Genomic DNA, 22,962 nt, shown 5'->3' on the forward strand with positions numbered 1-22,962 from the left:
CCCCTGTGGGAGCGGGCTTGCTCGCGAAGACGGCGGCACATTCAACATCACTGACCCAGGCAGACTGTGAAGCTCAAGGCTCCAGCGCCGGCCCCTTCAGCTCAATCTGATTGCCATCCGGATCGAAGCAATAGATCGACCAACCCTTTCCCTGCGCGCCATAGCGCATCTGCGCCTTCTCAACGGTCAGACCGGCGGAGGCCAAATGAGCGAGGAGGGCTGGTTCATCAAACGGCTCGATACGCAGGCAGAGGTGATCGACGTTGTGCCCTTGCTTACCGGCAGCCGGCCCGCCCTGGCGGCCGAGGGGGCCGTCAACCGCAACCAGATCAATCATCGAAACACCGGTGCTGAGGTGGAGCATCCCAAGGTCGTCCCGACGCTTTTTCAGTTCACAACCGAGCACCGAGGTGTAGAAAGCGAGACTGCGCTCGAGGTCTTTTACGCGCAGGACGATGTGGTCGATGTGTTGGATCGTGAAGTTCCTCATACAGGCCTCCTGTGTTCAGTAGTGGCAGGGCCAAGGGGTTACTTCACCATAGCGGATAACGCTTGAATGTCGCCCCACGAATGTCTGGCAGTTGCTGAATTCGGCGGGCCCAGCCATGACCTTACTTTTCTGATCGCCGCGAAAAAAACAAAGCGGTCTTTCTGGGTGTCGGCCAAAAGGTCACGCGGGGACTGTGAGTCGCTGCGAACAGGTTTTTTGCACGCTATCAACGGCGCTGATAGCGTGCGGGCAATATGATTCAACTATGACTGAAGGCTTCCTTCTGCTGTCTGCGCCGAGCCAATGGGCTTTTCCATCAAGCGCAGCTCCGGCCTATCTTGTCTGGGCCCGATATCAATCCAACCATGGTGACCATAAAACCGCGCCGCCCTCTGGTTCGTTTCGCTCACAGATAATTTCATCCGTTCGCAACCTAGCTCTGCAAAGAAGTCGGTGGCATACGCCAGCAGCAACTTCCCGGCACCGCGTGATCGCCACTCGGGGACGAGGTAGAAAAAATGGATGTAGCCCACTGCAGGTTCTGCCTTGAGCAGCGACATCTCTATCTGACCCACAATCCGTGTTTCATCCCAGGCATGGACGATGCTGCCAGGAACCTCGGCTTCCTTTTCTCGTAATGACTGAAGGTAACGCTGCTTGCCACCTGGGCCTTGAATCTGTTGTGCGGAATCGAATGCACAGAGCAGCATGTCTTCAAAGAACCCCACGCAAACATTGCTGTCTTGATTGAGGTTGACCGGACGAAAATTCAGCCGAGCGCCTAGCGCATTTTCTATAACCATTTGCTAAGACTCTCCGCCTTACTTGAGCCGAATACGACCATCTTCAGGCAGGTCCGCGAGTTTGTGCACCTTAATTAGGCTTTGAAGTAACTATCATTGAGCAACCGATCATTAGCGGACGTCAGCGTCATGAAAAAACAAGATCAGGAAAACCTCCTCAAAAACCTGAAAACCCGCTTCGACCAAAACCCCCAGCGCCACCCAAACATCCCCTGGGCCGACGTCCAAACCAGGCTCGAAGCCAACCGCAACGCCCTGAAATCCCTCCAGGCCATGGAAGCCACCGGCGGCGAACCCGACGTCATCGACCAGAACAAAGAGACCGGTCTGATCACCTTCTGCGATTGCGCCAAAGAGAGCCCGACTGGCCGCCGAAGCCTCTGCTACGATCGCGCCGCCCTGGACGCACGTAAAGAGAACAAACCCAAAGGCAGTGCCCTGGAAATGGCCGAAGAAATGGGCATCGCCCTGCTGACGGAAGACCAGTACCGCGCCCTGCAAAAGCTCGGTGAGTTTGATGCCAAAACGTCCAGTTGGCTGGCCACACCTCCCGAGCTTCGCGCACTCGGCGGGGCGCTGTTCGGTGATTACCGTTATGAGCGGGTGTTCATCTATCACAACGGTGTGCAGTCGTATTACGCGGCGAGGGGGTTTCGGGGTTTGCTTTGTGTTTGATGGTTTGTATGGATGACAGCGGCGACATTGCGATCCCCCTTGAACAACCGCCCATCCTCCACCCAGCCCCGCTGACCTAAATACGCCGCTGACCCCGTGGCGAGGGAGCTTGCTCCCGCTGGGCTGCGCAGCAGCCCCAAACCCTCCAACACAATGCCCCCGGAAAATGCCGCCCAGCAACAGCCCACATCAGTGGTCGGGGAATTCGGATAGATAGCAAACCGGTGAACTCCCTTGCGCCCGCTTCTCCACCTCATCCTCCAACCATTCAGCCAACACCACGGCATTGTTCTCGACCGTGGACTTGGCGGCATACACCAGGGTGAGATTGCCGCCCAGCGCCACATCCACCAACCGCCACCAAGACTGTGGCCGCGCAGCCAACTCCTTGCGATAGGCCACCTTGAACTGCTCGAACGAAACCGCCCCGGCCTTGAACGCCTTGCGCAGCTCATGGGAAGGCGCAACCTCCGGCAGCCACTCAGCAATCGGGAGTTCGTCCTTGCGATAATTACGCGGCCATAAACGGTCCACCAGAACCCTCACGCCATCCTCTGTGCTCGCTGCTTCGTAGGCTCGTTTGCAGTGGATCATAAGGGCATGCCTGTGGGAGAGGGGACAGCGTCAGAATAGGCCGAGGTCAGTGATCGGGTTGAGTCCCCCCTCGCAACCTGCTGAGATAATCCTAATATCAATGCTCGACTGGGGTCCTAGGAAGTGCTGATCCACAGCATCGCGGCCGCAAATGCGTGGGGCTTGACAGGTCTGGGATACTGAAAGCAGTACCGCGCTAACGCGACGCGTCTATCACGACTCAAGGTGTCCTATGCGCAATGAAGAACTCAAGATAGTGTTCGACCAGCAAGCTGTCAGCTACGACAAGCAATGGGAAAGGATGGCGCCGATTCGCGCCGCCCTTTATTTGCTGCTCGAATCTCAGTTCGCCGGCCTGCCGGAAAATGCCCGGATACTCTGTGTCGGCGTTGGCACGGGGGCAGAACTTGCCCATTTGGCGGAGCGCTTTCCCTGCTGGCATTTCACTGCTGTCGACCCCTCCGGCGCTATGCTTGACGTCTGTCGTCAGAGAGCCGTTCAGAATAGCTTTCTCGCGCGCTGCCATTTTCACGAAGGCTACCTTGACACGCTCGTCGCCGAGGCCAGCTACGACGCGGCTACCTGCTTGCTGGTATCCCAATTCTTGTTAGAAGAAGGCGCCCGCACCTCGTTCTTTCGCGAGATTGCCTGCCGCCTTAAACCACACGGAATATTGGCGAACGCCGACCTCGCCTCTGATACCGAATCGCCGGCCTACGAGGTGCTGTTACGCAGTTGGCTGACATTGATGTCCTCCGATGGTCTTCAGCCAGAAGTGCTGGCGCGAGCGCGTACTGCCTACGCCAGGAATGTTGCGATCCTGCCTGCGCGGCAGGTCGCGGGGCTTATTGAAGCAGCCGGGTTTGACGCCCCTGTGCAGTTCTTTCAGGCGGGGTTGATGCACGGATGGTTCTGTACGCGGCAGGCCGATCTTGAGTGAGCTAGACGCACTGTCGCCGAAATACTCCTTAGCCTTATTCAAGACAGACGATTTGAATGATGCGGTTGTCGCCATGAATCGTTGTATGCGTCCACTCTTCTATCGTCTTTATCTGCTGTGGTGACAGGTCGTAGACGAAGCAGAAATCTTCAGGTTTTGTCCAGCCCATAAGCGCGGCCAACGGGTCCATGTATGCGCTTGGGACTTCTACGGTCTGAATTAACTCTTCAGTGGTCATGTCGAAAATTTCAACCGTGGGCTTCATTTTTCTACTTTCCTTGTTGGATCGGCAGGTTTGGTTTGTTCGCCAGTTATCGGATCGAATTCGCCAAGGTGTTGGCCTTGTTTTGTGTACAGCTCTACAGCGCCATGCTGTGAGTCCCATTCATAAATCTTTCCTTTACGATCCTTCCATCTTCGACGTTTAACGCCGCCACCACGTACAAAGGTTTTGGATGGAGCAATCGTTGCGTCTGGAAACGCAGGAAGCAGCGATGGGGGCTTGTAGTACTTATGATCCCCCGGAACACTCAAAACCACATAAACCGGCCGAACCCCCGAATCCGCCGGAAACACCAGAATGAAATCCCTGTACTCCGGCGGATAGATCGGGTCGACGATGATGCTGTCGGCCATCGGCGTCGGCGGGTAGATCCAGATGTGAGGTGCCTGGGGCGCCGCTTCCAGGGCGGGGATGCCGAGGGTGTCGGACGGGTTGGTAGCCGGCGTCCAGATCAGTTCGATGCCATCCCCCAGGTCGGCGATGAACTGGTCGGCTCGCGGGGTGAACTGAACAACGTCGACCATTTCCCAATCGCGGTTCTGGCCGGTGTAGAAGCCATAGCCCTTGAGACTGCCGTCGGCCTGCTGCTCGATGCTCAAGCGCATGCGGCTGCGGGCCTGTTTGAGGTTGCGTAACTGGTCTTCGCTGTAGAGCGCGCTGTCACCCAAATTGGACGGCCAGAGCAGGGCGACGATGCCTGTCAGTAAGGCTGCGCCGACGGTGCCGCCCGCAGCGGCAGCCGTGGAAGTTGCCGAACCGCCCAGCGCGAGCCGGCCCAAGGTAACCGGAACCGTGCCAGCGCCGAACGGCTTGAGGGGGAGCGTGCCGGATGGATCGGCGCTCCGGCCGCCCAGCCACATGAGATCGCCGTACTGCTTGACCAGATCTGCCGGCACGTAGCCGTTGGGGTTGCTGTAATCGATGATGCCGTTGGGGAGCTTGCAGCTCTTGGCAAACACGCATCCGGGCACGGCGGGCAAAGGCTTGTTATCTACCGCGGCCCAGCGTTCTTGCTCATAGGCCGCCTGCCGGGCAAGCATGCCTTCGTACGCCTGCTGCCGGGTTTCGCGCTCGGCCAGTTCGCTGGCGGTCATGTCCCGATAAGTGACGTGATGCCCGTCACCGCTGGGCGGGTTGCGGACCTGGGGGATGTCCTTTTTGCGTGTCGCCACGTAGTGAGTCTCGTCCGGAAAAAATGCAGGACAGACGCTAACGCGGGAAGGGAGGGACGCGATGTAGGAGGTTTCTTGAAGTGGTTGTTCCGGTTTCCTCAATACCGGTAGGGCTGGCTATTTGAGGCTCGGAACAAACTGAAGCGTCAGATCGGGCTGTCAGACATTGGGCGCCCGCAACTCGCCAGCCGACCTCGCCTTGCGCCTTTGCCTACAACTACGCCAGAATCCGCCGGCTTGTTCGCCGTGGGTTGCGTCGGTAGTTTGAGTCCTGTCACTGCTCATCAGTGATCGGGTTTAGCAGCTCGTGGTGAAACAGGTTGTGCAAGGCGTCATCCAGTCAGGATTCCCCATCCTGCACTTGATGGTGGCTGTGCGCAGGGCGTCCCCGGACGCGCCGGCTTCTTGTTTCCCCGGTCTGCTAACCTGCGTACAGCTGCCTCCCATCGTTTAGCAGCGAGTGGGTGATGGCTCCAACTACAGGAAGCAAGACGATGGTAAAAGTTACACCGAATCCTCCAGCTACTGATGAACCCACCTCCCGCGCCCAATCCGCCCGTAACAAGAAAATCGACGACGCTGCCACGCGAGCGTTGGATTTTTATCTGAAGCCCAAGGCTAAGAACGAAACGTCTGACAAGTCCGACTCCATTTTACGGATTGATCCGGGGGTGGATTCTGAGTGTTTGCTTGCGAATCTGAGTGAGAACCTGGCTTCGGCGAATGCCATGATCAGTGATCTGGCGTTTGATCTGGATGGGTCGCGGCGGCGTGTTGCGTTGGGGATTTTGCAGGTGATTGAGGTGAGTGAGCTGTTGGCGAATCGGGCTTTGGATATTGTTGAAGTAAGATAGCCGAGCCGCTCGGCTGCACCAAAAAGGTCTAGCACAGCTAGACCTTTTTTGTTCAATGGGAAGTGGTTCCCGCCCTTCGACGAAACCTCAGAAAATGAGGGGGCGCATCGTGCAGGTTTAAGTTATTGGACCGGGCGCCGATAGGTGTGCGGAAGAAAATCACCCAAGGACTGGAAACATGTTTTACCCACGCGAAGCTGAAAAAGATCATCTGTACAACCGAATAGTCCTGCTGACCGTTGCATGCCTAGTCTTGCTGTTCCTCGCATCTCTGGCAAAGCATTCAGGGTCCATTTACGGAGCCATTCGATGGAGCGCCGTCGAGGTAAAAGGCACCGTAACGCAACTGGAAAGCATCCCGATGAATTCCAACGGCATAATTCTTCATTACCGCTATGTCGACAGCGATCAGCAAGTCCATGAGGACGAGTACGCGGACCAACGCTATAACGAACACGATCAGTACGAGGTAGGTGGCGACATTCCTCTGCTGTACTCACGCTGGTTCCCTCAAATCAGCAGTATCGCCACCGAGCTACATACGTATCGCACCGGCTTCATCATCATGGCTGGCGGAGTCGTGCTGACATTGGTATGCCTTGGGATCTCCTTCATGACCTTTGGACGAATTTATCGTATGAAGGAAGAGGATCGCTTCTATTGAAAGGCTGCGAGTCTAGGATCTCTGAGCGGTCGGCCCGCATCGTCCTGTAGAGAATATGGGGGCAGATTTCTCCCGAATAAGAAGTCTGTTTCCTTCCCTTTTTCCTCCTCATGGATTAGGAGCTATTGATGACCGTTGCCTCAACACTTAAACAGTACTCGATAAAAAGCTGGGCCGCTGTCGTAGCCATTGTTGGCTTGCTGGCAGGTTTCCCCACCATTTCCTCTTGGTTGGCCGAAATGAGGGCCGACTACTACAAAAGCCATTTTATTGGCCGTTGGACCGAGGAGTTCAGTTATCCCAACGCCGGCGGCGTTCAGTTCGAATTCAAGGGCATGATCGAGTACTTCGCCAACGACCATTACAACGTTAGCGGCGTGGTCGCGTTGGTCGGTACAGAGCCTTCGAACCTCTTCCGGCTCGAATACAGCGTAAATGGCGCGGGTGGCTGGAGTGCTGATGGCGAGAACCTCTCGTTCACATTGCAGCAGATGAAGACGTTACCTAAGGCCTATACAGTTGACGGCAAGGCTGTTTCGCCGTTGTGGGTGGCGCAGTTTGTTGGCCCGAGCATGCCCAACCTCAGCGATATCTACCCGGCAGGAGCATCGGGGCAGGCGCGCATCAAGGAGCTGAAAAAGGACAAGATGGTCTTGGAGCAAATGGACCCCCAGGGCAGGCCCTACATCGTGACGGGCCATCGTCAGGTCGCTGAGCAGTCTGGGCAGCCTTGATTTGAGGCCTAGGTATCCGCAGGAAGTGGACAGCGTCAGATCAGGCTGTCAGACATTGGGCGCCCGCAACTCGCCAGCCGACCTCGCCTTGCGCCTTTGCCTACAACTACGCCAGAATCCGCCGGCTTGTTCGCCTTGGGTTGCGTCGGTAGTTTGAGTCCTGTCACTGCTCATCAGTGATCGGGTTTAGTCGCCCAGGGTGAAACAGGTTGTGCAAGGCGTCATCCAGTCAGGATTCCATCCTGCACTCGATGGTGGCTGTGCGCAGGGCGTCCTCGGACGCGCCGGTTTCTTGTTTCCCCGGTCGACTAACCTGCGTACAGCTGCCTCCCATCGTTTAGTCGCGAGCGGGTGATGGCTCCAACTACAGGAAGCAAGACGATGGCAAAAGTTACTCCGAATCCCCCAGCGGCAGACGAACCCACCTCCCGCGTCCAGTCCGCCCGCAACAAGAAAATCGACGACGCTGCCACGCGAGCGTTGGATTTTTATCTGAAGCCCAAGCCTGAGAAAGAAACGTCTGACAAGTCCGACTCCATTTTACGGATTGATCCGGGTGTGGATTCTGAGTGTTTGCTTGCGAATCTGAGTGAGAACCTAGCTTCGGCGAATGCCATGATCAGTGATTTGGCGTTTGATCTGGATGGGGCGCGGCGGCATGTTGCGTTGGGGATTTTGCAGGTGATTGAGGTGAGTGAGTTGTTGGCGAATCGGGCTTTGGATATTGTTGAGGTGAGGTAGGGCAGGCGGCTATCCGCTGTCCGATTGGAAAAAGGTCTTGCTTGGCAAGACCTTTTTGTACCCGAGGGAGACTCGAGAGTTCCATATTTTCCGTGGCTTGCAGGCGGATTATAGAATTTGGGATACAAGGAGGGATACACGAAAAGTTTTGCTGAAGCTTGTCGCTATGATTCCCACCATGCTTCAGGTGTCGAGATTATCCCATTCCTCACCGAGAACCCAGCGGAGAGCAGATAGTTTTCCGTTGAGCATTCCCCACTCAAAATCGTCCCAGGGCCCCAAATCTGGATGTCTGCCCTCGACTTCCTCCGCCGCTTTCAACGCACCCGCCCAGATGTGCTCGTGGATTTCCGATCCGTTGGCTCTCTCTGCACTTTCAGGTATGAGTTGTATACGACCGGTCTCAATACCCTCTGCTCTCAGGCAATGTCGGCTGTACCAAATTTTGTCGGTGAGTTCGTCCAGCATTTCGAGTATTTCGAACAGCCCTCGGGTTTCCTCCTCCCAGCCGTTATCGATTTCAAAATCTAAATCGTCAGGTGTGAGCAGATCGGCTAGTGCGGCATTGGGGGTGATGAAGAATTGAGACGACGGCTCAGCAAATATCTCGGAGAAGTCCGGGTGGGGCTTGCGATGGTCGCCATCAGAGAAGTCCGTGTAATTGACGGTTATGAACCGGAAAGACTCAAAGTCGTGAAGGTTTGCGCGTCGGAACTCGTCGAAGACCTCAATGAGGGCCGCATCAGCCATGCTGTTTTTGCTCTTATGGAACGGAGCTAATTTGTCAATTGCTCGGTTAGCGGCTTTGAGTTTTGCTGAATCAGAAACGGGAGTGGCGATGGCTTTGTCGAACAGATCTTCTACACGGTGAATTGTCATGTAGTTTGCTTCCGAGAGTATCGGCAGCCTGTGTTTCACATCGTCAATCGTATTGATTGCCTGGAGCTTATCCGCACCACCGAAGGCTTCAACGATTTCTCTCACCAGTTTGCATTCTTGAGTGAGTCGCTGGCGCGTCTGGTTTGCTACGCGATCTTTGTTTCGTTCGTACTCTTCCTTTACGAGATCTGGAACCAGCAGTGTGACGATCTCACGGTCTACCAAATGCTCGATGAGACCCAGGATAGGGATCTCGCTTTTTTTCGAAGACACCTCCAGCCATACGCATGTGTCGATCATCAAGAGGTGCATCTCTGTACTCCATGGCTAGTATCGATGAGTGCTTGATTCTGGTTTCTAGACGGAATCTTAGAGCAGAAGAGCGCCCGGGGACCTTTAGATTTTCTCCTTCATATGTGTTCGGAATCCCATATGCTTTCACTGGCGGTAGAGCCTCAACCTAACTGATATTTTGAGTATCTATCTGGCATCCCAGCCAACATCAATGTGTAAGGTTGTTCGTAAAATATCAATTATACGGATGTTTGATCGTATAGCTCACTAAAGTCGATTTCACCTTTCTCAAGTTTTTTTAAATTTAGTTTGATGTCTCCAGAAGTGGGAATTCCAGAAATTGATAGCTGGCAATCAAATTTTAATATCGCAAATAACGTATTTAACTCGTTTGTAATATGTTCTCTTAGAAGTGCCTGTGAATGCCGAAACTTTGCTCTTTTGTAGGCTGAATGATATTCGGTTTGCTTGTCGCTAGATATGTCTCTTCTATTCCAGCCCCATGCTTCGGTCGCTTTGTTTATAGCTTTTGTTTGCAGTAGGTCGTACTCATGCACGCTGAAGCTTGAGTTTTTAATTCCTAAGCTCATGTCTATACGTGCAAACTCTGGTAGGGAACCGGATGTAACCGCGCTCAAGGTTTTTATAGTTTTTTTGTATGCGTGTTTTCCTCCAAGTGAGTCTGGTATTGACAGTCTCCATACATTGGAGTTTCTTATTATCGCATACCTAACTTGCCATTCTGCCTGATCTGCTCGTGGCACAAGCTGAACAGTGAACCACGGTAAACAAAATGTTCGATCCTCGGAGATGTAGATGATATTTGGTTTCTCTTCTCGCTCGAAAATCTCATATAGTGAGCTTCCGTTCCAAACTAAATCCTTCACTAGCTTGTCAATTGCTTTGCACACACTTTGATTGATGTTTCGCTCTCTGTCCCCGTTCAGTGACTGCAGAAATTCAGAGGCTTTGGCTGAGTCTGATCCAGTTATCTGCGCTTTAAAGTTAGGGTGTCTTCTCGACCTTCCACCTATTGGCATTACCGCCAGCGCGATATCTTCTCTGAACATTTGAGCGTATAAATGGAATACATGTTCGTCAGCTAAGCTCCGAAAAAAAGGAACTAATTTTAGGCCCCGACTAGGCTTTCCGTTTAAGTGGCTCAAAGATTTTTTCCTCCCTGTACCTTGCGATCTTTTTCTACCAGTTTTAGTAAGTCACGCTGCTCCCAATCTAACTCAAAATTCTCCTGGCCTTCCAGTTTAATAAAAAAGAAGACAATGAAGATATTTAAACCGCTAGGCAGATGTTGATAACGATCTTTTGCTGAGAACTGCACTAGCTTGCTTGGGTGTACTGCGACTGTTTCTAGGAAAAAGTCGTGGTTTGCCTGTACTTCTTCTCTTGGTATCTTTTCTAGTAATGAATTAATTTCCCTTTCCCACTCAAACCTAAGCTCGCTTCGATGAGGGATTGCATATGCGGCTCTTGAGAACTTGATTATTAAATTCAGATATGCAGTTATTGTTTTTCCCTGTTCGTCTTTAAACAAATGGTTCCAAGTGTCTTTTACGTTCTCCCAAATTTTGATGTTTTGATGAAGTTCTGAAAGCAGCTTTGCATAACCAGTTAACTCCATCAGGTCCATAATTGCTGCAGATGCTATATGTAATTTATGTTCGGCATTTTCGGCCTCTCCATTTTTGGGCTTCAGCCTTTCGAAACGAGAAAAGCATCCCAGTATGTAGATTCCAAAAAGATTCTTTATTAGGTTTGCATCGTTGCTGCATAAAGCTGAAAAAAGTGCTTCGCCGGTAATGTGCAGAAATTGCCCCGCATAATCTGGATACTCAGGCGGTACCTCCGCGTCTGCGAGTATTATTCCTTGGGCAGCCATGGCTTTTATTAACGCTTTTTGATTGGAATGCAGGGATTGTTCTGTGATTGAGATGTCTACTGTTGGCCACGGCAGCCCTTGAATCAGACGTTTATTCTCTATTTCCAACCAGTTGTTACTAAGAAGTTCAACAGTTCTCTCAGCTTTATGCCAGAACTCATGCTCACGACTTTGCGCAGCTGCATATAACCAAGGATTCGGTAATTTTTGCAATTCTTCAGCGAGATTGTTGTAGTATTTCTTTGACCTCTTTGGGAACTCTTCAATATGAGTTGCTAATGTTTTGGCCTCTGCTAACAGTATAATTTCTAATTGGTACCAGGATGGACTAATAATCCTTTTCTCAGTTGTTTTTTCGAAATCTATTCGCGTCTGGAGCCATTCGGCCTGCGGGATAAGGTGAGTTGGAATATTTTGAGCGTAAATTGAACCCTTTGTGTGCCAGTTGATATTAGATGTTTTCTCAGAAAGTGTTGCTCTAGAATTGTTGCTAACATGCTGTGCCATGTTTAATGCTATTGAAATTGGCAGTGTTGCGATTGCTTCAATTATTGATAGGGTTTCTATCTTGGCAAGTTTGGGTTTTTCTGGTTCTAAAGCGTATGCTTCAATTGCAGTTTTGGATATTTGATCTATTAAATCAAAAGTTTTTGAAATGTCACCCGTATAAGAAAGTACTGAAACGTAGCTTTCTATTTTACTTAAGACTTGCATCACTTCTAGGTGTCTCCCCTCCGCCAGATTTACAGAAAGGGAACGTAGAATATATGGGTGCAGTTGTTCTTCAATCCAGTGATGGCGTCTGACCATATCCGGCTGTAATGATGTGCCTGTTATATGGGCTATTTTTACGTTATAGCCAGGCGTAGCATACCAGTCTTTATGTTTAAATTGTTCAGGATACCAATAGCTGTTGGAGGGGATGTTTTTTTTCATTAGTTCGTAGTTTGACAAAAAGTCCAACGTATAACATATGAGTTTAACTAGCGAACGACCGTTCTGATGAGTCTCCTTGATCGCGATTTCTATTAGGAGTCTCAGCGTTTCTATGCTTCTGCTCGCCTTCTTATAAGCGTGATTTTGAAAGGCTGGGTCGCTCCATCTGTAGCCATTAACTTGTACTAGAGACAAACTTTTTTGAATGTCTTCAAATACGTGATGAGAAAGCGCTGTAGGATCAAACAAATTAAAGGCATTTTTTCCCAGCTTTACAAATGCTACGACGCCCGCGCCTGCGAGCAATCCCACAATCGGAACTGCGGCTATGATTCTTGGAAGTCCACACACTCGAAAAGTAATTAGCGTTATGCACAGAAGCGTTAAGGTTGATAGGAAGCGCATATATACTGTGCCGGATCGCTCCTGTGTTAGTAAGTCTCGGATGTTGTTTGGTACCTTCGCGTATATAGCACTTCCGACCGAGCTCAATGCTGCGTAGTACAAACCAATAAAGACGCCTCCTATTCCTCCTACAGCGGAAAGGAAAGTTACGTAATCTCCATCGTTGGGCACGGAGAGCCCAATATGTTCAAAATAAGGTGTGGTATATGTATTCGTTTTTTGAAGAACGACAGCGAAAACGATGGCCGCTATAACTAACCAAAGTGTTTCGCTTAAAGTGCTTCTTAGAATTCTAAAATTTTGTGCTTCGGAATTAAAGTAATTCGTGGTGTTGTATTTTTTGCTCCGAGCCTTCAGTAAATAAGAGTTTAATCGTTTCTTTATAGCCCAATAAATCCTATGATCAATTAGGCGCTGGGTAATTGGTTTTTTCATATTTCGCCCGTGTTGCGAAGATCTTCCATTAGCCTACCCTAGCGTTAGCTGAGCCTGCCTGCAATTGACTGTCCGTCTAAATATGATTACTCACCTGGTGCGATCTGATGTGGAGAACGCGAGTCGGGCGCATATTGGCGGTTACGTCGTCAGATTTCTTGCACCTATCGCATTGCTTCCGCCTCAACAGCGGCAGCCTGTATATGGCTTGCAGGCTGATCATAGGTTGCCCGTAACCTAGTCAACAGAGGTGGCACGAAGTTGATCTCTGAGCTAGGGAGGGGTAGATCAGCTGTCGCTGGTCATTCCGACGTGTCCTCTAACTTGTACGATTGTAATCGTGCATGTGAAAAGACGGACATCCCTACGTGGATTTCAGCTAGAGAGAATTCGCGAGTCTGATAACCCGTGTAGGGGGTGGCCCCCCTAGGGAGGACCCATGATTCCAGGTTTCGCGAGCTGGCCTGAAGTCGCTTGCTAGGTCAGAGCGGATGATCTGGATCACGAGCGAGACAAAAAAAGACGCGCAACGCCGTGGTGGTGGCGCGTACTCCCCCGCTGAAGGCCGCCGCTTGGCATGGGGCACAGGGGCTTTCAGATAGCTGTAAATTGGGTGTTCCGCGTGTTCCATGTGTTCCACCTGGGCTTGAAGCTGCGGTTTACAAGGGTTTCGCTGGTGGAACACCGAAAATGAAAACCGGAACACAAGCTAAGTGGTACACGTTTGGTGTTCCGCCTAGGGGCTCCGGTTTTGGAATCTCACCGCTTCAGCGGTGATATGTACGGGTCACGCTGCTAGCAATTCTTCGATAGAAAGTGCCTGTGCCATTTCAAGGATTTTGCGATGGGTAATGTGTTTGGGACCCATTGGGGCCTGCAAAGGGACGTTGATATCCTCCAAGTTGCTATAGCGACGCCCGAGCGCTTTCTCTGTCGCGGTGAACTGGGCGGCGACTTTGGCAAAGTCTTGCGCCGCCTTGTCCAAGCGTTCTGTCCAGAGTCGGCGTGCAGCGTTCAGCTGAGCTTGACGATAATCCGCTAGCCGCTGCTTCGCGTCTGAGATCGCAACATCCAATTTCTCGATCTCGGTCGTTAAAGTAGCCAGAAGCGTATTGAGTCCACGTTTACCTTGAGCGGCTTGTGTCGTTGCTTCCGATGCTTGCTTGAGAGTCTTTTCGGCACGCTCTTCGGCTGCGTCGTCACCGTCGGCCAATGCTGCTGCGTATGCTTCGGCGGCACGTTGTTCAGCGGTTTGAGCTTTTTCGATTTCGCCGCGTTGCTCCCGTTGTGCTTTCTCAAGCTGGAGGAGATTTTCGGGAAAAGAGGCGAGTTTATTTTTCTTCAGGGCGGAATACGGGAAAAGGGTTTTACATGACGATAGATGATTTACAACGGTTGTCCGCATCTCAGAGCGAACTGGTCCTTCTCTACCCACATGCAGTAAAAGCTTTGGAGCTTCTTGAGGCCGCAGGGGCGTCGTTGTTGGGATGGGAAGGTTGGCTACGCTACCCGGACGGCAGGTTGGGACATTCGCTCTTGCATCAAGGCGCAGACACTTCAGGGCTCGATCCGTCAGAAGCATACCGTCTGGCCAGAAATACGATTTGTCTTTCGCAAAAGGAACACGAATCCCAGGTCACAATGGTCGGTGTTCACTTGCTGTTCTGTATCACCGTGAAGAACTGAGTGATATCCGCAGATTCTCTCGCCGCTGAATAGCAGAGAAATCTATAGGCTTGGTTGAAGTAGGGGGGATTCCTGACGAAGCCCTCTCGTCCAACGCTGTTCACTGAATATCCTTCAGATAAGCCCGTAGCGCGATGAGCGGGGCGTCAAGCTGTTCCATCGTCTGCGCTGTGCGAAATTCTGCCGTCAAACGATGCAGTTCATGGCCGAGAACAGTATCGATACCCCCAACCGCTTCCAGCGCCAAGTCCAGGCAGTGGCTTACTTTGACCTGAATCCCAACCACATCCCCCCGCCGCACCAACAACCCAAAAACCTCCCGATCACACCCGCCCATCAACGGATCATCCCGCAAAATCGGACTATGCCCCTCCGTCTCATAAGCCAGCTTCAGCGAGTAAAGAGCGACCGTTTCCAGTAGCAATTCCATGGGGTGAAGTCCTTTGTCAGCGGGTGAGGAGGGGCGGTGGATCAACTGGGCGTCGCAAGGCGGAGCATCGGTGGGGGGCTGTGGCATTTTTGTGAGCGCTTTGCGCTCAAGCGGGAGCAAGCTCCCTCGCCACGGGTTATTCCTTACTCCCAGGTTCTTCCTTACCACTGGCTCTTCCTCATTATGAGGTTGGATATTCTGGGGCCGCTTCGCGGCCCAGCGGGGATAAATCCCCTCGCCACAAAGGGGAGCGGTGATTTATCCCTCCCACGACAAAAGCGGGTGGGGGATTGGTTGGGATCTGCGTTAGCCGCGAAAAACCACTTTCCTGCAGGCGAAAAAAAAGACCTTGAATTTCAAGGTCTTTTTTTAAGATGGTGCCCGAGGGAGACTCGAGTATTAGCATAGCCGTATGATTTAAATAGTTTTTTGTCTATATACACTTCCACGTTGTACTGCGAAGTGTACACCCTGCCTGCTTTCAACAAGGACTGGTGTGGATGAAAGTTTGATCGGATATCTCCGTCCAATTTCCGACGAGCTGTCAATAATGTTTTCACGAAACTGGTTAAGGATAGACTCCCTGGTCTGCCGAAAATGCCGAACCGGCACCTGGCGAATTTTCATGATTAGTCGGGCGTCATGAGCCCCCCAAGCTGACTACTGCAATTTCGACGGTTTAGGCTGATCCTTAAATGCAGGATTTTTTGCGAACACCTCGGCGATAAAATCCATGAATACAATGGCCCTTTTGGGGAGAAGCCGGTCGGCGACGTAAATGACTTGCACGGGGACAGGCGGAGCTGCGTAGTCCCTAAGCAACACCTGCAGATTGCCATTTTTCAGCCCTTCCTCGTAAAGCCATTCGGGGCCCTGTGCGATCCCCAGTCCGTCGTTTACACACTCTCGTATGGCCTCAGGTGAGTTGACCCGAAGCCTGCCAGAAACGGGAACATCGATATCCCGAAAGCGCCATGTGGTGCCTGTCGACAGCAGCGTGTAGATCAGGCAATCGTGCGTTCTCAGATCATTGGGCGTCGTGGGGATTCCGCGTTTGGCCAGGTATCCCTTGCTGGCAACGCATACACGCTCGAACCAGCCTAGCGGCCGGGCACGCATTGCGCTGTCTTCCAGATGTCCGATGCGGATCGCCAGTTCAGCCCCTTCGTCGACCAGGTTCACATAGCGATCATTGATCTGCAGGTCGAGCGTCAGCTCTGGATAGCGCTCCAGAAATGTGGATACATGCGGCACCACGAATGCATGGGCTAGCGCGGTCGGGCAGGCGACTCGCAACAATCCGGACGGGGCGACGTTCTCCCTGAAGGACGACTCCGATTCTTCCACGGCATCGAGAATGCGCCGGGTATCTGCGTAATAGCGTTCTCCTTCGGGGGTGAGGGCAAGCTTTCGTGTGGATCGGTGAAGCAGCCTGGTTTGCAAATGATCTTCCAGCGCCGCCACATAGCGGCTGACGTTGGGCTGCCCCAGCCCCAGGTCACGCCCCGCAGCCGAGAAGCTTCCTGTCTCAACAGCGCGAACAAAGCAGGTCATCAGCAGTAGTCGATCCATCTAGGCCTCTCATTCATGCAATACAAGCATGAAATGTATTCGAATAGGCCATCTTATCAATGCACAGGTATGAATACATAGTTTCCCTCTGGCAGGTCAGTACATCGACTGACCGTGAAAAACCCAAAAGGAAACTTACATGTCCCGATTGCAAGGCAAACGCACTCTCATCACCGGCGGCACCAGCGGCATTGGCCTGGAAACGGCTAAGCAGTTCCTCGCCGAAGGCGCGCGCGTGATCGTTACCGGAGTCAATCCGGAGTCCATCGCAAAGGCTCAGGCGGAACTGGGAAGCGAAGTATTGGTACTGCGTGCTGACTCAGCCAGCATCGATGCGCAGAAGAAACTGGCGCAGGCCGTTCAGACTCACTATGGCCAACTCGATGTTGCCTTTCTCAATGCAGGCGTATCCGTTTGGCTACCGATCGAAGAGTGGACGGAGGAAATGTTCGATCGCTCCTTCGACATCAACGTTAAGGGGCCGTACTTTCTGATCCAGGCATTGCTACCAGTCTTCGCGAACCCTGCGTCGGTGGTTCTCAATACCTCGGTTAGCGCACACCTCGGCGCCGCGCGTTCATCAGTTTATGGCGCGACCAAGGCCGCGTTCCTGAACATGTCGAAGACGCTTTCTAGCGAACTGCTCCCGCGTGGTATTCGCGTCAATGCAGTCAGCCCTGGTCCGATTGATACGCCGCTTTACGACAAGCTCGGTATTCCCGATGCCTATCGCGAACAGCTCAACCAGGATATCGCAGCGACCATTCCGTTCGGCCGGTTTGGTACGCCCGAGGAAGTGGCCAAGGCCGTGCTGTACCTGGCGTCAGACGAGTCGCGATGGACGGTTGGCTCGGAACTCATCGTCGACGGTGGCCGCTCGCTTTAGCTGCCAACGATACGCGAAGGAACGTCTCCTGCGCTTTTACGGAAAAGTGATCGAATAGAACGGACTCGCCTTCATTGCCGTCTGTCGAGTGGCTGATTGGCGCCGTGCGCTGGCCAGCCGTTTCAGCATTCAGGCGGCAGTTGAAGGGACTACCCCATCCGGTTCCGCAAGCACTTGCAGGACGCAATAGCACTCTTGGCTACTGCATCGGAAACGAGCGCTGCGGTTTATAGGATATCTTTCACATAAGCGTTAAGCGCGATGAGTGGAGCATGGAGGTCCTCCATTCTCTGCGCCGCGCTGAAATTCGCAGTCAGACGATGCAGCTCCCGCCCCAGCACCGTATCCACCCCACCAACCGCCCCCAACGCCAGATCCAGGCACCGACCAATCTCACTCTGAATCCCTGCCACATCCCCTCGCCGCACCAACAACCCAAAAACCTCCCGATCACAACCGCCCATCAACGGATCATCCCGCAGAATTGGGCTGTGGCCTTCTGTCTCATAGGCCAGCTTGAGGGAGTAAAGAGCGACTGTTTCCAGTAGCAATTCCATGGGGTGAAGTCCTTTGTCAGCGGGTGAGGAGGGGCGGTGGGTCAACTGGGCGTTGCAAGGCGGAGCATCGGTGGGGGCAGTGGCATTTTTGTGAGCGCTTTGCGCTCAAGCGGGAGCAAGCTCCCTCGCCACGGGTTCCTACTAGTCACAGATTCTTCCTTGCCACAGGTTTGGTGGTTGGGGCCGCTTCGCGGCCCAGCGGGGATAAATCCCCTCGCCACAACGGGGAGCGGTGATTTATCCCCCCACCACAAAAGGGAGTGGGGTTGGCTGGGATCTGCTTGGGGCATGGCCAATCACTTTCCTACAGGCGAAAAAAAAGACCTTGAATTTCAAGGTCTTTTTTTAAGATGGTGCCCCGAGGGAGACTCGAACTCCCACTCCTTTCGAAAACGGATTTTGAATCCGCCGCGTCTACCAATTCCGCCATCAGGGCTCAATGGCGGCGAAGTATAGAGAGGTGCCTACCGTTGGTCAATCACGTTTCATGGTGAATTTTTGATAATTCCGCTAGACTTTCCGGCCCTGCTAGACGAACCCCATCATGCGTGTTGCTGACTTTACTTTCGAACTCCCTGATTCGCTGATCGCTCGCCACCCTCTGGCCGAGCGTCGCGCCAGTCGACTGTTGACCCTGGACGGGGTCAGCGGTGCCATGGCTCACCGTCAATTCACTGATTTGCTTGAGCATTTGCGCCCGGGCGATTTGATGGTGTTCAACAATACCCGGGTCATTCCCGCACGGTTGTTTGGCCAGAAAGCCTCCGGCGGCAAGCTGGAGATTCTGGTGGAGCGGGTGCTGGACAGTCATCGGGTGCTGGCCCATGTGCGCTCGAGCAAGTCGCCCAAGCCAGGTTCGTCGATTCTGATCGACGGCGGCGGCGAGGCGGTGATGGTGGCGCGGCATGATGCGTTGTTCGAGCTGGAATTTGCCGAAGAGGTGTTGCCGCTGCTCGACCGTGTCGGGCACATGCCGTTGCCTCCTTATATAGACCGCCCGGACGAAGGTTCGGACCGCGAGCGTTATCAGACTGTGTACGCCGAGCGCTTGGGGGCGGTGGCGGCGCCGACGGCGGGGCTGCATTTTGATCAGCCGTTGCTGGAGGCGATTGCCGCCAAGGGTGTGGAGACGGCGTTCGTGACGCTGCACGTTGGCGCTGGCACGTTCCAGCCGGTGCGGGTCGAGCGTATCGAAGACCATCACATGCACAACGAATGGCTGGAGGTCAGCCAGGAAGTGGTCGATGCCGTGGCGGCTTGCCGCGCGCGCGGTGGGCGGGTGGTGGCGGTGGGGACCACCAGTGTGCGGTCTCTGGAAAGTGCTGCGCGCGATGGCGTGCTCAAGCCGTTCAGTGGCGACACCGATATCTTTATCTACCCGGGCCGGCCGTTTCATGTGGTCGATGCCCTGGTCACCAACTTTCATTTGCCCGAATCCACGCTGTTGATGCTGGTTTCGGCGTTCGCCGGTTATCCCGAAGCCATGGCCGCCTACAAGGCCGCCGTCGAGCATGGATACCGCTTTTTCAGCTACGGTGATGCGATGTTCATCACCCGTAACCCCGCGCCACGCGGACCCGAGGAAACAGTATGAGTCGCACCTGTCGCATGTCCTTCGAGTTGCTTGCTACCGATGGCAAGGCTCGTCGCGGTCGTCTGACCTTCCCCCGCGGTACGGTGGAAACCCCCGCGTTCATGCCGGTGGGCACTTACGGCACGGTCAAGGGCATGCTGCCGCGGGACATCGTCGCCACGGGCGCGGAGATTATCCTGGGCAACACTTTCCACCTGTGGCTGCGCCCGGGCATGGAAGTGATCAAGGCCCACGGTGACTTGCACGATTTCATGCAGTGGAACGGCCCGATTCTGACTGACTCCGGCGGCTTCCAGGTGTTCAGCCTGGGCGCGATGCGCAAGATCAAGGAGGAGGGCGTGACCTTCGCGTCTCCGGTGGATGGCGCCAAGGTGTTCATGGGGCCGGAAGAGTCGATGCAGGTCCAGCGTGACCTGGGCTCGGACATCGTGATGATCTTCGACGAATGCACGCCGTACCCGGCCGATGAAGACGTGGCGCGGGTCTCCATGGAGTTGTCGTTGCGTTGGGCCCAGCGTTCCAAGAACGCCCATGGCGAGAACAAGGCGGCGCTGTTCGGCATCGTTCAGGGCGGCATGCATCAGGATCTGCGCATGCGCTCGCTCGAAGGCCTGGACAAGATCGGCTTCGACGGCCTGGCCATCGGCGGTCTGTCGGTGGGCGAGCCCAAGCATGAAATGATCAAGGTGCTCGATTACCTGCCGGGTCAGATGCCGGCTGACAAACCTCGTTACCTTATGGGCGTTGGCAAACCGGAAGATCTGGTTGAGGGTGTGCGCCGCGGGGTGGACATGTTCGATTGCGTGATGCCAACCCGTAATGCCCGCAATGGGCATCTGTTCATTGATACGGGCGTGCTGAAGATCCGTAACGCGTTTCATCGCCATGATAATTCGCCGCTGGATCCGACCTGCGATTGCTACACCTGCCAGAACTTCTCCCGTGCTTATCTGCACCATTTGGACAAGTGCGGCGAAATGCTGGGTAGCATGTTGAATACCATCCACAATTTGCGCCATTACCAGGTGCTTATGGCTGGTTTGCGCGAGGCTATTCAACAGGGTACATTGGCCGCCTTTGTCGATGCCTTCTATGCCAAGCGCGGGTTGCCTGTTCCGCCCTTGGACTGAGTTTTCCGATCCTAAGATTCAATACTTGCAACTGGAGTGCTAAATGAGCTTTTTTATCTCTAATGCCATGGCTGACGCGGCGGCACCTGCTGCCGGCCCTATGGGTGGCGGTTTCGAGTGGATTTTCCTGGTGGGCTTTCTGGTCATCTTCTACCTGATGATCTGGCGTCCACAGGCCAAGCGCGCCAAAGAGCAGAAGAACCTGCTCAGCAGCCTGCAAAAGGGCGATGAAGTGGTCACCACCGGCGGCATCGCTGGCAAGATCACCAAAGTGGCCGATGACTTCGTGGTACTGGAAGTGTCCGACACTGTTGAAATGAAGTTCCAGAAAGGCGCCATCGCGGCCACGCTGCCAAAAGGCACGCTGAAAGCGATCTAAGTAACAACTTCTATTCAATCGACGGGGCGCGCAAGGCGCCCCGCGTCATAAGCGGGCGGCGTGATGCTGAACAAATACCCTCTGTGGAAATATTTACTGATCCTGGCGGTGCTGGCGGTCGGTCTGATTTATTCCGCTCCCAATCTTTATCCTGATGACCCGGCCATTCAGGTCAGTGGCGCAAGCACTGCCTTGCAGGTCACTCAGGCCGATCTGGACCGTGCGAGCACAGCGCTCAAGGCGTCCGGCATCGACGTGAAGGCCGCGACCGTTGCCGAAGGTGGCAAGGGCGGTTTGTTGCGTCTGCTCAAGGCTGAAGACCAGCTGCCGGCCAAGGACGTGGTGCGCAAGGCTCTCGGTGACGACTATGTCGTGGCCCTGAACCTGGCCCAAACCACCCCGCAATGGCTGCGCAACCTCGGCGCGCATCCGATGAAGCTGGGTCTGGACTTGTCCGGTGGTGTGCACTTCCTGCTGGAAGTGGACATGGACAAAGCGCTGGATGCACGCTTGAAAGTCTACGAAGGCGACGTCAAGAGCCTGTTGCGTAAAGAGCGCCTGCGCTATCGCAGCCTGCCGCAGCTCGACGGTGCCGTTCAGCTGGGTTTCACTGATGAAGATGTCCGCGAGAAGGCCCGTGCGCTGATCCGCAAGAACTTCAACGATTTCGACATTGTTCCGGCCGACCTCAATGGTCAACCGGTGCTGCGTCTGGCGATGACCCCGGCCAAGCTGGCGGAAATCCGCGAATACTCCATCAAGCAGAACTTGACCACGGTGCGTAACCGCGTCAACGAGCTGGGTGTGGCCGAGCCGATCGTGCAGCGCCAGGGCGCCAACCGCATCGTGGTTGAGCTGCCGGGCGTGCAGGACACCGCCGAAGCCAAGCGTATCCTCGGCAAGACCGCCAACCTGGAATTCCGTCTCGCGGCCGAGCCGGGTGCTTCCCGCGCCACCACCGAGAGCTTCGAGTTCCGTGAAGGCGGTCGTCCGGCGGCGCAGATCGAGCGTGGCTTGATCATCACCGGTGACCAGGTCACCGACGCCCAGGCGGGCTTCGACGAGCAGGGTCGCCCACAGGTGAACATTCGCCTGGACGGCCACGGCGGCGAACTGATGAGCCGCGCCACGCGCAGCAACGTCGGTCGCAGCATGGCGGTGATTTTCATCGAGCAGAAGCCGACGACGACTTACACCAAGCAAGTGGTCAACGGCGTCGAAAAAGACGTACCGGTCCAGACGTTCAAGGAAGAGAAAAAGATCATCAGCCTGGCGACTATCCAGTCGCCGCTGGGCAGTCAGTTCCGCATCACCGGCCTCAACGGCCAGGGTGAATCCTCGGAACTGGCCCTGCTGCTGCGTGCCGGTGGTCTGGCTGCGCCGATGTACTTCGCTGAAGAGCGCACCATTGGCCCGAGCCTGGGTGCCGACAACATTGCCAAGGGTGTCGATGCATCGCTGTGGGGCATGCTGTTTGTCTCGCTGTTCATCATCGCCATCTACCGCTTCTTTGGTGTGATCGCCACGGTGGCGCTGGCGGTGAACATGGTGCTGCTGCTGGCGCTGATGTCGCTGCTGGGGGCTACGCTGACCCTGCCGGGTATCGCCGGTATCGTGTTGACCATGGGCATGGCGGTGGACGCCAACGTGCTGATCTTCTCGCGGATTCGTGAAGAGATCGCCGCGGGCATGTCGGTCCAGCGGGCAATCAACGAAGGCTTCGGCCGGGCATTTACCGCGATTATCGATGCCAACCTGACGACGTTGCTGGTGGGCGGGATTCTCTTCGCCATGGGCACCGGCCCGGTCAAGGGCTTCGCGGTCACCATGTCCCTCGGGATCTTTACCTCGATGTTCACAGCCATTCTGGTGACCCGTGCAATGGTCAACCTGATTTATGGTGGCCGTGACTTCAAGAAGTTGTGGATTTAA

At 54.2% G+C, this 22,962-nt stretch carries 23 protein-coding genes and 1 tRNA gene; 11 read left to right on the forward strand and 13 right to left on the reverse strand.

All coding sequences use genetic code 11. From position 1 onward, the window contains the following. Window positions 1–73: 73 nt before the first annotated feature. Window positions 74–490, reverse strand: a complete 417-nt coding sequence (locus tag BMY45_RS24370) for a VOC family protein (protein ID WP_092402555.1) — start codon at window positions 488–490, stop codon at window positions 74–76. Between the two features lie 263 nt (window positions 491–753). Beyond that, the gene (locus tag BMY45_RS24375; protein WP_092402557.1) at window positions 754–1,293 is read right to left on the reverse strand and encodes a GNAT family N-acetyltransferase; all 540 of its coding nucleotides are present in this window, start codon (window positions 1,291–1,293) and stop codon (window positions 754–756) included. Between the two features lie 129 nt (window positions 1,294–1,422). On the opposite strand from BMY45_RS24375, the gene BMY45_RS24380 reads away from it, so the two are divergent. Next, on the forward strand, window positions 1,423–1,968 hold the full coding sequence (locus BMY45_RS24380) for a DUF4256 domain-containing protein (RefSeq protein ID WP_092402559.1): 546 nt from the start codon (window positions 1,423–1,425) through the stop codon (window positions 1,966–1,968). A 189-nt stretch (window positions 1,969–2,157) separates the two neighbouring features. On the opposite strand, the gene BMY45_RS24385 is transcribed toward BMY45_RS24380, so the two are convergent. Beyond that, complete coding sequence (locus BMY45_RS24385) at window positions 2,158–2,562, reverse strand: DUF488 domain-containing protein (RefSeq protein WP_092402561.1); 405 nt, start codon at window positions 2,560–2,562, stop codon at window positions 2,158–2,160. Window positions 2,563–2,794: 232 nt separating this feature from the next. Here BMY45_RS24385 and BMY45_RS24390 point away from each other — a divergent pair, with 232 nt between their 5' ends. Further along, window positions 2,795–3,502 (forward strand): class I SAM-dependent methyltransferase, encoded by a 708-nt coding sequence (locus BMY45_RS24390; protein ID WP_092402563.1) that lies wholly within the window; start codon window positions 2,795–2,797, stop codon window positions 3,500–3,502. Between the two features lie 34 nt (window positions 3,503–3,536). Here the strand turns inward: BMY45_RS24390 and BMY45_RS24395 are convergent, their stop codons facing one another. Together BMY45_RS24395 and BMY45_RS24400 are read right to left on the reverse strand one after the other, a co-directional pair. Further along, window positions 3,537–3,767 carry a DUF7683 domain-containing protein gene (locus BMY45_RS24395; RefSeq protein ID WP_092402565.1) on the reverse strand — a complete coding sequence of 77 codons (231 nt, stop codon included), beginning with the start codon at window positions 3,765–3,767 and terminating at the stop codon, window positions 3,537–3,539. Next, window positions 3,764–4,957: a colicin E3/pyocin S6 family cytotoxin gene (locus BMY45_RS24400; RefSeq protein WP_092402567.1), complete on the reverse strand. Its 1,194-nt coding sequence runs from the start codon at window positions 4,955–4,957 to the stop codon at window positions 3,764–3,766. Before BMY45_RS24400 ends, BMY45_RS24395 begins: the two co-directional genes overlap by 4 nt. A gap of 494 nt (window positions 4,958–5,451) precedes the next feature. Between BMY45_RS24400 and BMY45_RS24405 the strand changes: the two genes are divergently transcribed. From BMY45_RS24405 to BMY45_RS24420, 4 genes are all read left to right on the forward strand, one after another. Next, the gene (locus tag BMY45_RS24405; protein WP_092402569.1) at window positions 5,452–5,811 is read left to right on the forward strand and encodes a DUF6124 family protein; all 360 of its coding nucleotides are present in this window, start codon (window positions 5,452–5,454) and stop codon (window positions 5,809–5,811) included. 178 nt (window positions 5,812–5,989) lie between these two features. Continuing rightward, on the forward strand, window positions 5,990–6,475 hold the full coding sequence (locus tag BMY45_RS28230; RefSeq protein ID WP_177193386.1) for a hypothetical protein: 486 nt from the start codon (window positions 5,990–5,992) through the stop codon (window positions 6,473–6,475). 128 nt (window positions 6,476–6,603) lie between these two features. Continuing rightward, window positions 6,604–7,209, forward strand: a complete 606-nt coding sequence (locus BMY45_RS24415) for a hypothetical protein (RefSeq protein ID WP_092402571.1) — start codon at window positions 6,604–6,606, stop codon at window positions 7,207–7,209. 381 nt (window positions 7,210–7,590) lie between these two features. Further along, on the forward strand, window positions 7,591–7,950 hold the full coding sequence (locus tag BMY45_RS24420) for a DUF6124 family protein (protein WP_092402573.1): 360 nt from the start codon (window positions 7,591–7,593) through the stop codon (window positions 7,948–7,950). A gap of 183 nt (window positions 7,951–8,133) precedes the next feature. Here BMY45_RS24420 and BMY45_RS24425 read toward each other — a convergent pair whose 3' ends face one another. The 6 genes from BMY45_RS24425 to BMY45_RS24445 form a co-directional block, all read right to left on the reverse strand. Further along, a complete protein-coding gene (locus BMY45_RS24425; RefSeq protein WP_092402575.1) occupies window positions 8,134–9,141 on the reverse strand; it encodes a PIN domain-containing protein in 1,008 nt (335 codons plus the stop codon). A gap of 221 nt (window positions 9,142–9,362) precedes the next feature. Beyond that, on the reverse strand, window positions 9,363–10,289 hold the full coding sequence (locus BMY45_RS27970) for a hypothetical protein (RefSeq protein ID WP_143071699.1): 927 nt from the start codon (window positions 10,287–10,289) through the stop codon (window positions 9,363–9,365). Continuing rightward, the gene (locus BMY45_RS24430; protein WP_143071700.1) at window positions 10,286–12,796 is read right to left on the reverse strand and encodes a hypothetical protein; all 2,511 of its coding nucleotides are present in this window, start codon (window positions 12,794–12,796) and stop codon (window positions 10,286–10,288) included. Before BMY45_RS24430 ends, BMY45_RS27970 begins: the two co-directional genes overlap by 4 nt. A gap of 787 nt (window positions 12,797–13,583) precedes the next feature. Then, entirely contained in the window at window positions 13,584–14,201 is a 618-nt protein-coding gene (locus tag BMY45_RS24435) for a hypothetical protein (protein WP_092402579.1), read from the reverse strand. A gap of 381 nt (window positions 14,202–14,582) precedes the next feature. Beyond that, window positions 14,583–14,912, reverse strand: coding sequence for a hypothetical protein (locus tag BMY45_RS24440; protein WP_092402581.1), 330 nt, complete (start codon window positions 14,910–14,912; stop codon window positions 14,583–14,585). 660 nt (window positions 14,913–15,572) lie between these two features. Further along, complete coding sequence (locus tag BMY45_RS24445) at window positions 15,573–16,484, reverse strand: LysR family transcriptional regulator (RefSeq protein WP_092402583.1); 912 nt, start codon at window positions 16,482–16,484, stop codon at window positions 15,573–15,575. 139 nt (window positions 16,485–16,623) lie between these two features. On the opposite strand from BMY45_RS24445, the gene BMY45_RS24450 reads away from it, so the two are divergent. Continuing rightward, window positions 16,624–17,370, forward strand: a complete 747-nt coding sequence (locus BMY45_RS24450) for an SDR family oxidoreductase (RefSeq protein ID WP_092402585.1) — start codon at window positions 16,624–16,626, stop codon at window positions 17,368–17,370. Between the two features lie 227 nt (window positions 17,371–17,597). On the opposite strand, the gene BMY45_RS24455 is transcribed toward BMY45_RS24450, so the two are convergent. Both BMY45_RS24455 and BMY45_RS24460 read right to left on the reverse strand, forming a co-directional pair. Beyond that, on the reverse strand, window positions 17,598–17,927 hold the full coding sequence (locus tag BMY45_RS24455) for a hypothetical protein (protein WP_092402587.1): 330 nt from the start codon (window positions 17,925–17,927) through the stop codon (window positions 17,598–17,600). 351 nt (window positions 17,928–18,278) lie between these two features. Further along, window positions 18,279–18,363 (reverse strand) — tRNA-Leu (locus BMY45_RS24460). 108 nt (window positions 18,364–18,471) lie between these two features. On the opposite strand from BMY45_RS24460, the gene queA reads away from it, so the two are divergent. The 4 genes from queA (at window position 18,472) to secD (ending at window position 22,962) form a co-directional block, all read left to right on the forward strand. Beyond that, complete coding sequence (queA, locus tag BMY45_RS24465; protein ID WP_025211994.1) at window positions 18,472–19,521, forward strand: tRNA preQ1(34) S-adenosylmethionine ribosyltransferase-isomerase QueA; 1,050 nt, start codon at window positions 18,472–18,474, stop codon at window positions 19,519–19,521. A gap of 14 nt (window positions 19,522–19,535) precedes the next feature. Continuing rightward, window positions 19,536–20,651, forward strand: coding sequence for a tRNA guanosine(34) transglycosylase Tgt (gene tgt / locus BMY45_RS24470; protein ID WP_177193388.1), 1,116 nt, complete (start codon window positions 19,536–19,538; stop codon window positions 20,649–20,651). 43 nt (window positions 20,652–20,694) lie between these two features. Beyond that, window positions 20,695–21,030, forward strand: a complete 336-nt coding sequence (gene yajC / locus BMY45_RS24475) for a preprotein translocase subunit YajC (protein WP_007982729.1) — start codon at window positions 20,695–20,697, stop codon at window positions 21,028–21,030. Window positions 21,031–21,093: 63 nt separating this feature from the next. Next, entirely contained in the window at window positions 21,094–22,962 is a 1,869-nt protein-coding gene (secD, locus tag BMY45_RS24480) for a protein translocase subunit SecD (RefSeq protein WP_092402591.1), read from the forward strand.

Origin of the sequence: Pseudomonas sp. NFACC39-1 (assembly GCF_900110355.1) — a bacterium.
Taxonomy (GTDB): Bacteria; Pseudomonadota; Gammaproteobacteria; order Pseudomonadales; family Pseudomonadaceae; genus Aquipseudomonas; species Aquipseudomonas tehranensis.